11 protein-coding genes and 1 pseudogene are annotated in these 12651 nt (G+C 61.0%); 8 read left to right on the top strand and 4 right to left on the bottom strand.

Translation table 11 applies throughout. The features are described 5' to 3' along the window. From CP49_RS24160 to CP49_RS24195, 8 genes and pseudogenes are all read left to right on the top strand, one after another. A pseudogene (locus CP49_RS24160) lies at nucleotides 1-1107 on the top strand (cupin domain-containing protein); the annotation flags it as partial. Nucleotides 1108-1430: 323 nt separating this feature from the next. Continuing rightward, complete coding sequence (locus CP49_RS24165; RefSeq protein ID WP_057852678.1) at nucleotides 1431-1835, top strand: cupin domain-containing protein; 405 nt, start codon at nucleotides 1431-1433, stop codon at nucleotides 1833-1835. Nucleotides 1836-1887: 52 nt separating this feature from the next. Beyond that, complete coding sequence (locus CP49_RS24170; RefSeq protein ID WP_057852679.1) at nucleotides 1888-2562, top strand: 2Fe-2S iron-sulfur cluster-binding protein; 675 nt, start codon at nucleotides 1888-1890, stop codon at nucleotides 2560-2562. Then, complete coding sequence (locus CP49_RS24175) at nucleotides 2559-3539, top strand: FAD binding domain-containing protein (protein ID WP_057852680.1); 981 nt, start codon at nucleotides 2559-2561, stop codon at nucleotides 3537-3539. The genes CP49_RS24170 and CP49_RS24175 overlap by 4 nt, the downstream gene beginning before the upstream one ends. Nucleotides 3540-3551: 12 nt before the next feature. Further along, entirely contained in the window at nucleotides 3552-5753 is a 2202-nt protein-coding gene (locus tag CP49_RS24180) for a xanthine dehydrogenase family protein molybdopterin-binding subunit (protein ID WP_057852681.1), read from the top strand. A gap of 38 nt (nucleotides 5754-5791) precedes the next feature. Then, complete coding sequence (locus tag CP49_RS24185; protein WP_245310837.1) at nucleotides 5792-6286, top strand: cytochrome c; 495 nt, start codon at nucleotides 5792-5794, stop codon at nucleotides 6284-6286. 120 nt (nucleotides 6287-6406) lie between these two features. Continuing rightward, complete coding sequence (locus CP49_RS24190; RefSeq protein WP_057852682.1) at nucleotides 6407-7648, top strand: oxalate decarboxylase family bicupin; 1242 nt, start codon at nucleotides 6407-6409, stop codon at nucleotides 7646-7648. An 86-nt stretch (nucleotides 7649-7734) separates the two neighbouring features. Next, on the top strand, nucleotides 7735-8151 hold the full coding sequence (locus CP49_RS24195) for a thioesterase family protein (RefSeq protein WP_057852683.1): 417 nt from the start codon (nucleotides 7735-7737) through the stop codon (nucleotides 8149-8151). A gap of 95 nt (nucleotides 8152-8246) precedes the next feature. Here the strand turns inward: CP49_RS24195 and CP49_RS24200 are convergent, their stop codons facing one another. From CP49_RS24200 to CP49_RS24215, 4 genes are all read right to left on the bottom strand, one after another. Continuing rightward, the gene (locus CP49_RS24200; RefSeq protein WP_057852684.1) at nucleotides 8247-9500 is read right to left on the bottom strand and encodes an arsenic transporter; all 1254 of its coding nucleotides are present in this window, start codon (nucleotides 9498-9500) and stop codon (nucleotides 8247-8249) included. 151 nt (nucleotides 9501-9651) lie between these two features. Then, nucleotides 9652-10275 carry an ATP-binding cassette domain-containing protein gene (locus CP49_RS24205; protein WP_156438612.1) on the bottom strand — a complete coding sequence of 208 codons (624 nt, stop codon included), beginning with the start codon at nucleotides 10273-10275 and terminating at the stop codon, nucleotides 9652-9654. Between the two features lie 33 nt (nucleotides 10276-10308). Then, nucleotides 10309-11337 (bottom strand): aldo/keto reductase, encoded by a 1029-nt coding sequence (locus tag CP49_RS24210; RefSeq protein WP_057852686.1) that lies wholly within the window; start codon nucleotides 11335-11337, stop codon nucleotides 10309-10311. Nucleotides 11338-11398: 61 nt separating this feature from the next. Then, complete coding sequence (locus CP49_RS24215; RefSeq protein WP_057852687.1) at nucleotides 11399-12340, bottom strand: NAD(P)-dependent oxidoreductase; 942 nt, start codon at nucleotides 12338-12340, stop codon at nucleotides 11399-11401. Nucleotides 12341-12651 lie beyond the last annotated feature (311 nt).

A 12651-nucleotide genomic window follows, 5' to 3' on the forward strand; every position in this document is an offset into this window, starting at 1 on the left:
GAATCCGGCCATAAGGGACCAGTTTCCAGCCGCATTTTCTCCGCCGGCGACGGACGTCGGCAGCATGCCGCTGAGCTGGGCATCGTTCAACAACGCGCCGCGGACGTATTCAAAATGGCGGCTGGGCCCGTCAGGTCACGCAGGACTCCTTTGCGGTTGCGGACACCATCTCCGGCGTCAACATGCGGCTGACGGCCGGCGGCATCCGCGAGATGCACTGGCACCAGTTTGCGGAGTGGGCCTACATGACGTACGGCACGTGCCGTATTACCACTCTGGACGAATTGGGACGACCGTATATCGCCGACGTGAAAGAAGGCGACCTTTGGTATTTCCCCGCCGGCTTGCCGCATTCTCTCCAGGGGCTCGGCCCGAACGGCTGCGAGCTTCTTATTTTCTTTGATGAAGGCAAGGCCTCCGAGTTCACCACCCTCCTGATGTCGGAATGGTTCACGCACACGCCGCCGGATATCCTCGGCCACAATTTCGGCGTCCCCGCCGAGACGTTCAAGGATATTCCGCTGCGCGACCTCTACATCTTCCAAGGCAAATTGCCGGGCGATCTGGCCGCCGACCGCGCGGCGGTGAGCGGAAACGGCGTGCCGCCGCATCCTTTCACCTTCTCGCTCGGATCGGGAGCCCCGGCGCGCGAGACCAAGGGCGGTTCGGTGCGGATCGCCGACAGTCGCAACTTCACCGTTTCCACAACGGTCGCCGCCGCACTGGTCACCGTGCGTCCCGGTGGCCTGGGAGATGCACTGGCACCCCAACGCCGACGAATGGCAGTATTGGATCAAGGGCAAAGGGCAAATGACGGTGTTCAACACCGGCCCGAACGCCGTCACCATGGATTTCAACGCGGGCGACATCGGCTACGTCAAGAAGAACCTCGGACATTATATCAAGAACACTGGCGACACCGATTTGCAGTTTCTCGAAGTGTTCAGAGCTCCCTATTTCGCAGATGTCTCCCTCTCCGACTGGATTTCCCGCACGCCGCCATCGATGGTTGCCCAGCACCTGAACGTGAGCAAGGCTACCATCGCAAAATTCCCCAAGAACAAGCCGGAAGTCATGCCGGAGTGTTCGGATCACGGGTGCATGTAGCCGAAAGCAACATGCTGCCCCCTCCGACTTGGGCCGGCCGATTGCCCTGATATCCGCTTCGCCGGCCGGGTGTTTAGCATCCAGCCGGCGGTTCTCGACAAGGGCGCGCTTTCTTCGATCGGCGGAAGAAACTCACCGCGAGCACACCCGGACGAGAAATGGGAAGATGCGCGCAGTCGATCATGTCACGATCGGTGTCACCACCGAGCAGCCGCGACCGTGGCCTCAGTTCGACGCGGATATCTAAACTCCAATTTAGTGGTTTTCTGAACGGCCGCTGCTAACTTTTCACGGTTACCCATTCAAACAGGATCCGGGACGCCATGAGTTCTCCTTCTGAAATTCATATCGTCAGCCCCGCCCAATTCGATCCGGGAACAGCGCAGACGCCAGGCTCCGAACGTCGCGCTGCTATCGCGCCAACGCTTGGCATAGCGTCCGGAATCTGGGGCGGCCTGTTCGTGGTGGAGCCAGGATCGCGGACGGGAATACATCATCACGGAGAGCAGGAGACGATCGCCTACGTGCTCTCTGGCATCTGCGAAATACGATGGGGTGCGCGAGGAAAATCGGTCGCGCGTGCGAAGGCCGGAGACTTCATTCATGTCCCCGCCTTCCTGCCCCACATGGAAATCAATCCTTCGAAGAAGGCGCCGTTTCGATGGGTTGTCGTGCGTAGCACGGCGACGCCCATCGTGATCAACCTACCGGACGACACTTGGCCGTAAGCCCGGATGTCTTCCAGACAGCCATCATCGACTTGGCGAACATGGAGCAGTCATGGACGAGCATGATTCCAATACAGAACCCGGTACTCCAAATGCATTTGAAGTTACGCGCCGCACGGTAATTGAGACGGGAGCCACCGCATTGCTGTTGACCACGCTGCCGAATGCTGTACTTGCGGACGATCAGATCGATGGCAACGAGCCCCCTTCATCCCCCGTGAAGGTCGAACTCCAGATCAACGGCCGTTCGCATTCGCTGGCCCTCGATCCCCGGACGACATTGCTCGATACTTTGCGGGAGCACCTCGCGCTGACGGGCTCGAAAAAGGGCTGCGATCACGGCCAATGCGGCGCGTGCACTGTGCTGATCGAAGGACGCCGCATCAACTCCTGCCTGACGCTCGCGGTGATGCACGACAGCCAATCGGTCACCACGATCGAGGGGTTCGCCCAAGGCGCGAATTTGCATCCAATGCAAACGGCCTTCGTCGAGCATGACGGCTTCCAGTGCGGCTACTGCACCTCCGGCCAGATCTGCTCGGCCATCGGAATGCTGGCCGAAAGCCAGCAGGGCATGCCGAGCTACGTGACCGAGGACCTGACGAAGTCGGCCCCCGAACTCACCGATGCGGAAATCCGCGAGAGAATGAGCGGCAACATCTGTCGCTGCGCAGCCTACCCCAACATCGTGGAGGCCATCAAACAAGCCGCGGGAATGCCAACATGAAAGCCTTTACTTACCAACGCGCCGACTCGACGGCGCAAGCGGCCGCCGCTGCCGTCAAGCCTGGCGCGAAAATTATCGCTGGCGGCACCAATTTGCTCGACCTGATGAAATTGCAGGTCGAGACACCTTCGAATCTGGTCGATATCAACCGCCTGCCGCTCGACAAGATCGAAGAGACTCCCGATGGCGGCTTGCGTATCGGCACGCTGGTTCGCAACAGCGATCTCGCCGCCGACCCACATGTGCGGCAGCGTTACGGCGTGCTGAGCCGTGCGCTGCTGGCTGGCGCCAGTGCGCAATTGCGCAACAAGGCCACAACTAGCGGCAATCTGCTGCAGCGAACCCGCTGCTATTACTTCTATGACGTCACAAAACCCTGCAACAAGCGCAGCCCCGGCTCCGGCTGTGCGGCGCTCGCTGGCTTTAACCGCATTCATGCCGTCCTGGGCACAAGCGAGCACTGCATCGCGACGCATCCGTCGGATATGGCGGTGGCGATGCAGGCGCTCGACGCCAAGGTGGAGACGGTCAATCGCCAGGGTGAAACCAAAGCGATTCCGATCGCGGAATTTTATCGTCTTCCCGGCAACACCCCCGAGATCGAGACGTCGCTCAAACCGGGTGAAATCATCACCGCTGTGACGCTGCCTCCACCGCCTCCGGGTGTGCAGCTTTATCGCAAGGTCCGCGATCGCGCTTCCTACGCGTTTGCACTGGTTTCCGTCGCCGCAATCGTCGATAGCAACCGCGGCCGGATCCGCTCGGCCCGGCTGGCTTTCGGCGGGTTGGCGCCCAAGCCCTGGCGTTCAGCGCAGGCCGAACAACGCCTGGCTAACGCGCCTTCGACTACCACCACCTTCAACTCAACCGCAGCTGCGGTTCTAGAAGGCGCGCGCGGATTTGGCGGTAACGATTTCAAGATGCCGCTGACGCGGCGCACGCTGCACAGCGTGCTTGCAGAGATGACTCGGACCTGACGGAGCGAACGCATGGAAATGAACTCACCCGTTGGTGCCAATGTCCTCGATACACCAGGCATCGTCGGCAAGCCAATCGACCGCGTGGACGGCCCATTGAAGGTTACCGGCGGCGCGCGCTACGCCTATGAGGTGCAAGAGAACAACGTGCTGTATGGTTTTGTGGTCGAAGCCTCGATCGGAAAAGGAAGGATCAAATCGATTGAGACGCGGGCGGCGGAAAAGGCGCCGGGCGTCGCGCTGGTCCTCACCCATCGCAACGCGCCGGCGCAGGGCACCGGTAATCACCGCGAAGCGCATCCCGTACTCACCGGGCCGCAAGTGACAGGTTACGGCCAACCGGTTGCCTTCGTGGTTGCCAACAGCTTCGAGGAGGCCCGGGCGGCGGCTTACCTCGTAAACGTGAAGTATGATCGGTCGAACGGAAAATATGCGCTCCGTGCCAACCTCAACGAGGCCCGCGTTCCAAAGCCAAGCGACGCGCCGGCAGCCGACAGCGCGGTGGGCGATTTCGCAATTGCATTCGCGAGCGCTCCGGTACAACTCGACGTGACCTATACCACCCCATTGCAAAGTCACGCGATGATGGAACCCCATGCCACGCTCGCGATGTGGGACGGCGACAAGTTGATGCTGCACACGGCGAACCAGATGCTCAATCAGGGTCAACAGGTCATCGCGACAACCCTGAAAATTCCTGTCGAGAATGTACGCCTGATCAGCCCGTTCATCGGTGGCGGGTTCGGCGGCAAACTCTGGGTCAATGCCGATGCGATCCTGGCGGCGATCGCATCACGGCAGCTCAAGCGGCCGGTGAAGATCGCGCTGACCCGGCAGCAGATCTTTCACGTCACGACGCACCGCTCCGACACGATCCAGCGGGTTCGTCTGGGCACCGATCGCGAGGGCCATATTCTCGCGATCGGCCACGATGTATTCTCCGGCAATCTGCCCAGCGAACAAACCTATGAGGGCGCCGCCCTCCAGACGCGTACGCTTTATGCCGGGCCCAATCGGTTGACGCGACATCGTCTGGCGCCACTGGATATTCCGGTGGCGTCGTCGATGCGAGCCCCCGGCGAGTCTGTCGGGCTAATGGCGCTTGAATGCGCGATGGATGAAATTGCCGAGAAATTGAATCTCGATCCGATCGAGCTGCGAGTGCTCAACGAGCCGAGCGAGGATCCGGAAAAGCATATTCCCTATTCCAGCCGTCATTTGATCCCCTGCATGCAGGAAGGTGCGCGCCGCTTTGGATGGGACAAGCGCAATCCGAAACCGGGTCAGGTACGTGACGGACGCTGGCTAGTGGGAATCGGCATGGCTGCGGCGACACGAGGCAACCCGCTTCTACTTTCCAAGGCTAATGTCCGGCTGGGTCCTGACGGTACCTGTACCGTGCGAATGGCAATGACCGACATAGGAACCGGGACTTATACCATCCTGGCGCAAATCGCAGCGGAGATGCTCGGCCTGCCGACGGAACGCATCCAGGTCGAACTCGGTGATACCAGCTTTCCGCAGGCGGCAGGTTCGGGTGGCTCATGGGGCGCTGGCAGCTCGGGCTCGGCCCTTTTCGAGGCCTGCAATGCGCTGCGCGAAAAGCTGGCACGGACCGCCGGCATGGATCCGGCAACCGCAAGGTTCGCCAACGGTAGTATCGCATCGGGCGACCAGTCCAGAAAGCTGACGGACCTTGTGGGCGTCGGGATGGACGCCGATGGTGAAATCCGGCCCGGCCGCAACAACAAGGATTTCTCTCAGCAATCCTACGGCGCACATTTCGCCGAAGTCGGCGTCGACGAGGATACCGGTGAGGTGCGCGTGCGGCGCATGCTGGGCGTATTCACGGCCGGCCGTGTCCTGAACGCAAAGACGGCGCGCTCCCAAGCGATCGGAGGAATGGTTTTTGGCGTCGGTGCAGCGTTGCATGAAGAGATGACGCTCGATCCGCGCTTCGGGTATTTCGTCAACCACGATCTCGCCGAATATCATGTTCCGGTGCATGCCGACATTCCGGACATCGATGCCGTCTTTCTTGCCGAACTGGACGACCAATCCAACCCGCTCAAGAGTAAGGGCATCGGTGAACTCGGAATCTGCGGCGCCGGCGCATCGATTGCCAATGCGATCTACAACGCGTGTGGCGCACGGATTAGGGATTACCCGGTCACACTCGCCAAGCTGCTTTCCAGGTTGCCAGTGCGCGCATGATCGGGCCAGAAGAAACAGGCATCCGGCGCCGCCCATTCATGGTTGTGGCGATCGCAATTACCGCAGCCGCCATCCTGGCGATCTGTCTTGCGGCCTTGCGCGGCGTAGCCGCAGGGCCAGAAGCGACGCCCTCACCTCATGCCATCGAATATCTGCCGAGCATCAGCGACCTGATGATTGCGACAATTCAGCCACGGCATGAGCGGCTCTGGCAGGCCGAGCAGGACGGAAATTGGGAATTTGCGGCCTACGAGCTTGGAAACCTGCGCGGCGCGTTCGATCGACTCGGGCGCGCCCATCCCAGTGAACACGACATCTCCTTTCCGGACATGATCACCTCCGTTACGGAGCAACCGTTCAAGGAACTCAACAGCGCGATCCAATCCAAAGACGGCACCGCATTCGCCAAGGCCTATGCCGATCTGACCGCCGCATGCAATTCATGTCATCAGGCTCTCAACCACAGCGTGGTCGAAGTCCGCGTACCGAATCGGACGTCTACGTCGGACCTAAACACCGACACCCGGAATTGACGCTGGGCATGCCGGCGACTCCAGATCCGCAAGACACTCTGAATATTAATTTAGTGGCTCGGGATAATCGTGGACCTATCTCTGATAGACCCGCGGTCGATTTTTTGAGGAGCGACGACGATGTTTTCGAGACGGAATGTGCTGGCAGTCAGTGCTGCAGGTGCAGTTGCAACCGCGGCGCACGCCGCTTCCTTCGGTAATCCGGACCAGCCGGCGCAAGGCGCTGTCAACGCGAAAGCTCCGGGAAATCTCAGAGATCCTGGCCCGCAAAGCAAGGCCATCGGCAACCAGTTTCCTTCGGCGCAAACTCCGCCCGCCACTGACGTCGGCGGCATGCCGATGGACTGGGCCTCCTTCAACAACGCGCCAAAGCGCATCCAGAACGGCGGCTGGGCACGGCAGGTGACGCAGGCTGATTTCGCCATCTCAAACACGATCACGGGCGTCAACATGCGTTTGACCGCCGGCGGCATCAGGGAATTGCATTGGCACCAGGCTGCCGAGTGGGCGATCATGACCTACGGCAGCTGCCGCGTGACCGTTCTGGACGCCGTAGGCCGGCCATACGTGGCGGACGTCAACGAGGGCGACCTTTGGTATTTTCCGGCAGGCCAGCCGCATTCGCTGCAGGGTCTCGGCCCGGACGGCTGCGAATTCGTAATCTGCTTTGACGACGGCGATGCCAGCGAATTCAATACGCTATTGGTGACGGACTGGTTCGCTCATACGCCGCCCGAGATCCTTGCCAAGAATTTTGGCGTCCCGGCCCAGACATTCGCCAAGATCCCGCTGCAGAACCTCTGGATCTTCCAGGGCACCGTGCCCGGCGATCTGGCATCTGACCGCGCTGCGATCAGCAAGACCGGCCGCGTTCCACCTCATCCGTTTATCTTCCGTCTTGCATCGTCAGCACCGGCGAGAGAATCCAGGGGGGGCGACGAGCGGATCGCCGACAGTAGCAACTTCCCCGTCGCAACCAGGATTGCAGCCGCGCTGGTAACCGTTCGCCCCGGCGGTGTGCGCGAGATGCACTGGCACCCGAACGCCGACGAATGGCAGTATTACATCAAGGGAAAGGGACGCATGACGGTCTTCAATACCGGCCCGAATGCGATGACGATGGATTTCAATCCTGGCGACATCGGCTACGTCAAGCGTAACCTTGGACATTATGTCGAGAATGTCGGCGACACCGACCTGCAGTTCGTCGGCGTCTTCAGGGCTTCGCGCTACGAAGAGATTTCTCTGTCCAACTGGCTGACGCATACGCCGCCGGCGTTGGTAGCCCAGCATCTGAATATCGACGAGGCGACCATCGCGAAATGGCCGGACAACGCCCCGGGCGTAATGCCCCAATCCTAGATCGCGGTCGAAGTCGGGCCTGCCATGCAACGGAGTTACTGGTGGCGCCTGACCCAGTTCGCCACAAGACCGAGAACGAGGAAGATATGGATGCGCTCGACAACGTCATGATCGGCATGACGGCCGAGAAGACCGTCACCGTGACCTCCGATATGACAATCGGCCACTTCGTGGCGCAGATGCCGCAGGTCTACGCCACGCCGATGATGATCCTGCATATGGAAATGGCGTCAGGCTCCGCGATCGCCACGCATCTGCCGGCGGGTTTCGTCAGCGTCGGCATGGACGTGAAAGTCCGTCACCTCGCAGCAACGCCGGTTGGCCGCGTGGTCCGCGCCCTTTCTCGCGTCGTCAAGATTGATCCCAAGAGCGTTGTATTCGAGGTCGAGGCCTGGGACGGCGACCGCAAGATCGGCGATGGCACCCATCGCCGCGGCATCGTCAATGTGACGGAGTTCGAACAACGGTTCGGAGTAAGGCAGCTCGCCGCGAGCCTGAATTGAACTGAAACCGCCCGTTGTGCCGTACTTGGCGCTAGACTAACCTCGATCTTTGCCCTCAGACGTAATCTTTTCTGAGTCCACGGACGATTCTACGTTCATGGGGGAAACGCCGACATGGCAAGCAGCGACAGCACGAGCGCCGGCGGCATAACGATGAAGCCGAGTCTCAGAAACCGAAGAGCCGTAACGCTCTCGCCCTCCCGGCGCAGTGCGATCAGCCACAGAATGGTGGCGAGCGAGCCTGTCACGGAAAGATTCGGCCCGAGATCGACGCCGACCATAATCGCACCAACCACCTGCTGCGGCACCTGCGCAGCATGACTTGTGGCCGACGCGATCAGACCCACCGGCAGATTGTTGACGAGGTTGGAGGCAACAGCAACGGCCATGCCTGCGACCCACGACGTCGCTTGCGGCGACGCCGCGGCAGCGTCGTGCAGGTTGCGCGCCAGCGCCCACAACACGCCGGTTTGATTCAATCCCGCGACAACAACGAATAGGCCCGCGACGAGCGGCAGCACGCCCCAGGAAACGTCCTTGAGAATCGGCAGCGGCGATCGCCGCGCGATTACCAGCACAACAGCAGTCAAAGATACGCCTGCGCAAAAGCTCGGTAACCCGAGTGGCCGATCGAACGCAGATGCCGACAGTTGCACTACGACTGTCAGTGCGATTCCGATCGCTGCAAGCTTGCCGCCTACCGTCAGCGGTGGCGCGTCCTTGATGGCGGCGACCTTTGCAGCGAGCGCCGGCCGTTGCGTCAGCCGTAATGCGACGTATGTCGTGAGAATCGCGGCCAATGACGGCCCGGTAAAATAACGCAGCCAATCCAAAAGAGCCGGCATCTGCCCGCCGAACACGACGAGGTTGGCAGGATTGGCGATCGGAAGGACAAAGCTCGCGGCGCTGGCGACGAAAGCGCAGATGAAGAGATAAGGGAGCGGCTCGACCTGCGCGGCCCGAGTCGTGGCGTAAACCGCCGGCGTCATCACCACAGCGGTGGCGTCGTTCGACAGGAACACCGTAACCATGGTGCCGACGACGTAAATGATCAGGAACAATCGTTTGGCCGAACCACGCGCATGCCTCACCGCCTGGGTCGCGAGCCAGTCGAACAACCCTTCCTTCCTGGCAACTTCGGACAGCAGCATCATGCCAATCAGAAAGAGGTAGACGTCAGTGCCCTCGCCGATCGCTGCGAATGCCTGCCGCCAAGACAGCAAGTTGAACAGAACCAGCATCGCGGCAGCCGCCGTCGCCCAAACGAACTCCGGCGAATTCCATGGCCGGGCGATCACGCCCAACGTTGCAACAGCCGCAATCGCCCAGATGGCTGAATTGAACGCCATCAGCCCGCACTTACGAGCTCGGCCGCAAGGATTCTCCCGCCGTGCTCCGCAAGCCTCCCTCCTCGATAAGGGTCCAGACGTCGACGACTGCGCGGATTAAGCTGATCGAGGATCCCATCGAAAGCGGTTTCGCTCCTGCGCGCGATTTGTGTCAGTTGCCCTTTTCTATCCATAGCAACGTGTCGGCGTTGACGGCTTCAACCCGATGATGTGTGGCCAGCAAGACCGCTCGCCCGCGCGTTTCGAACCGAATATTCTCGACCACGAGGGCGGCGGTTGCGCCATCAAGTCCTTCCGTCGCTTCGTCGAAAACGTCGACATCCGGCGATGCGACAAGCAGACGAGCAATCCCCAATCGCCGCCGCTCCCCGCCCGAGAGACCTGTTCCACCGTCTCCAAGCTGATGGTGTAATCCCTTCGACAGATTTGCGATTGCCAGATCAAGACCAACCGCCGCCACAGCGATCTGCAGCTTGTCATCGTTTGCGTCGGGCCGGCCAAGCAGCAGATTGTCGGCGATCGAACCGCGGAACAATTCGGTTCGCTGCAAGAGATAGCCGATGCGACCACCATATGCCGCCATTCCCGGCCGGGCGAGACGCTCGCCACCGAGCGCGACAGTCCCGCTATCCGGCGTGAGCACGCCGGCAGGAATAGAGCCGCGGAGTCCATGAAACCTCCTAGGATACCTTGTCGCGAACTGGTTAGATCCGGTCGACCGGCTCATTTTGCGCAATTCCCGACGAGCCGAGTACAAACTGAGGGACAGCAGCAACGCCTTCCCTGTGTGATGCCGACCACCACCGCGTCACGCTGCAACGCTCCGCGACGGCGGGGCCATAAATTCCGGTCCGACCGGATCGGTGATAGCTTCGCGCAGAATCCGATCGATCTCGGCCTTGGCCGAATTATCGAGCGACCAGCCGGTCACCTCGTCGACGGGCTGCAACTGATCGGGATGACGCGCCCCCCACAATGCCGTGGTGATGCCCTGATCCAGCATCCAGCGGACCGCCAAGTGAATAACGCGCTTGCCAAACCGTTGCCGAGCGAGGCGGTCGAGCCTATGCACGGCGGTCTGATATTGCGCGAAGCGAGGCTTGAGGAACTTCGGATCGGCGCGCCTAAGATCGTCGCCACCGAAAACCGTATTCGCCTGCATTCGTCCGGACAGGAGACCCCGGCACAGCGCTCCATATCCCAGCATCGCAATACTATTCCTAAGGCAGTAGGGTAGAAGGTCGGCCTCGATGCCACGTTCGAACAAGTTGTACGGCGGTTGCAGCACATGCAGCGGCGCGACGCGGCGAAAACCTTCCATCTGGCCGACCGAAAAGTTGCTGACGCCGATGGCGCGGATTTTGCCCTGCGCAAGCAGCATATGCATTGCGTCCGCGGTTTCTTCGATTGCAATCAATGGATCAGGCCAATGGACCTGATAGATATCGATGTAATCGGTTCGAAGCCTGCGCAAGGAATCTTCGACCTCGCGCATGATGCGGGCGCGGCTGGCGTTGCGAGATACCCTTCCGCCCTCCCATTGAAGTCCAGTCTTGGTGGCAATTAGCACGTGCGAGCGTAACCCGCTTTCGGCGATCGCCCTGCCAACGATCTCTTCAGAGCGGCCGAATCCGTAGACCGGGGCGGTGTCGACAAGATTGATGCCGTGCTCGAAAGCGGCCTGGATAGTAGCGACAGATTCAGCTTCGTCGGTTCCGCCCCACATCCACCCGCCGATGGCCCAGGTGCCAATGGCGACGGGCGACACCTTGAGCGACGTGCCGGGAATTTCGGTAAGCGGCAGTTTCCTTGCGAGAGCGTCTGCTTGATGAGTCATAATCCTGTTCTTTCTTCGAGTGAATACGCCTTCAGGCTGTGGATGGCGGACAAGTCCAACCTCAATCGGCAGCGACCGGTGGTACGGCGTAGAGACCGGCTTCCTCCTCGGCGATGCGCCCCAGGGCGGTCCAGTCGAGGTCGCCGTAACCCCGCGCGATTCCCGTGATCAAACGGTCTCGAAGCACGCCCACCGATGGCATCGGCGCGCCCGCGTTCTCTGCTTCTGCAAGGGCAAGCCGCACATCCTTGAGCACGAGGGGCAAGACAAATCCCGGCGCGTAGCTCTGTCGTGCAATCTTGTCGCCGTAAATTTTATGCGCACGCCCGCCGAACATTGTGCTCGTCATGATGTCGATGAAGGGCTGGGGATCCAGCCCATGCTTCCGGAGTACGGCAACGACTTCTCCGAGCATCTCTAGTGCCGTGGCGCTCATCATATTGCCGAGCAGTTTGATGAGGTTTGCGTTTCCCGGCTCGTCACCGATTACGAACGTCCTTTGTCCGAGACTGTCGAGGATCGGCTGGCAGCGCTCGACATCGGCCGCGACGCCGGCGGCGACGATGAACAGCTGGCGCGCCTTGGCGGCATCCGGATTCCCGAAGACCGGCGCAGCGACATAACCTTGTCCGTTCCGCGCATGCTCGCGCGCCAGCAACGACGCAGCCGCCGTGCTGATCGTACTCATCGACAGATGGATTGCGCCGGGCATCAGACCCGCGGCCAGACCGTCGAGGCCAACCTCCGTGCGACCGAACACGACTTCGCGCACGGCGTCGTCGTCCGGCAACATACTAATGACGACGTCGCAGTGGAGCAGATCGCCAATGTCCGTGGTGGGCCTCAGACCGAGCGCCTCAAGCTCGCCGACCCGATCCGGGCGGCGGACATAGGCGATCAACTGTCGTCCCTTGGCCGCGAGGTTTGCGGCCATCGCCGCCCCCATGCGGCCGAGGCCGACAAACCCAATTTCGCCCAGCGCCGGCGGGCGGGCAGCGGCCAATTTCGAAACGCCTCCGCGTTCGCGGGACGGAACTACGGACGCACCTCCGGAAGCGAGAGGAGGGCCGGGTTCGTGTTCGGACATAGGAACTCCTGACCCGGCGCAGCCGCACCGATTGATGCGCACCTTGCGACGGACACACCGGAGATCTGGTAATGAGCGGATCTTGCGCTTGTCTCGGCTTGCGGCGCTTTACGCTTTATTGCCCCGGATTTCCCGATTACGGTCGTCCAGCCTGATACGCGCATGGCGGACGTTCCGCCGGGCTCACAGATGCCGCCTCGCATAAAATCGAATTTAGAATCTGAACG

The organism is Bradyrhizobium valentinum, assembly GCF_001440405.1.
In the GTDB taxonomy this organism is placed as follows: Bacteria; Pseudomonadota; Alphaproteobacteria; order Rhizobiales; family Xanthobacteraceae; genus Bradyrhizobium; species Bradyrhizobium valentinum.

Bases quoted from the DNA above. Each gene is read 5' to 3' on its own strand.
- CP49_RS24210 (WP_057852686.1), bottom strand. From the start codon at position 11,337: ATGACTCATCAAGCAGACGCTCTCGCAAGGAAACTGCCGCTTACCGAA.
- CP49_RS24175 (WP_057852680.1), top strand. From the start codon at position 2,559: ATGAAAGCCTTTACTTACCAACGCGCCGACTCGACGGCGCAAGCGGCC.
- CP49_RS24195 (WP_057852683.1), top strand. From the start codon at position 7,735: ATGGATGCGCTCGACAACGTCATGATCGGCATGACGGCCGAGAAGACC.
- CP49_RS24190 (WP_057852682.1), top strand. From the start codon at position 6,407: ATGTTTTCGAGACGGAATGTGCTGGCAGTCAGTGCTGCAGGTGCAGTT.
- CP49_RS24185 (WP_245310837.1), top strand. From the start codon at position 5,792: ATGGTTGTGGCGATCGCAATTACCGCAGCCGCCATCCTGGCGATCTGT.
- CP49_RS24180 (WP_057852681.1), top strand. From the start codon at position 3,552: ATGGAAATGAACTCACCCGTTGGTGCCAATGTCCTCGATACACCAGGC.
- CP49_RS24165 (WP_057852678.1), top strand. From the start codon at position 1,431: ATGAGTTCTCCTTCTGAAATTCATATCGTCAGCCCCGCCCAATTCGAT.
- CP49_RS24170 (WP_057852679.1), top strand. From the start codon at position 1,888: ATGGACGAGCATGATTCCAATACAGAACCCGGTACTCCAAATGCATTT.
- CP49_RS24200 (WP_057852684.1), bottom strand. From the start codon at position 9,500: ATGGCGTTCAATTCAGCCATCTGGGCGATTGCGGCTGTTGCAACGTTG.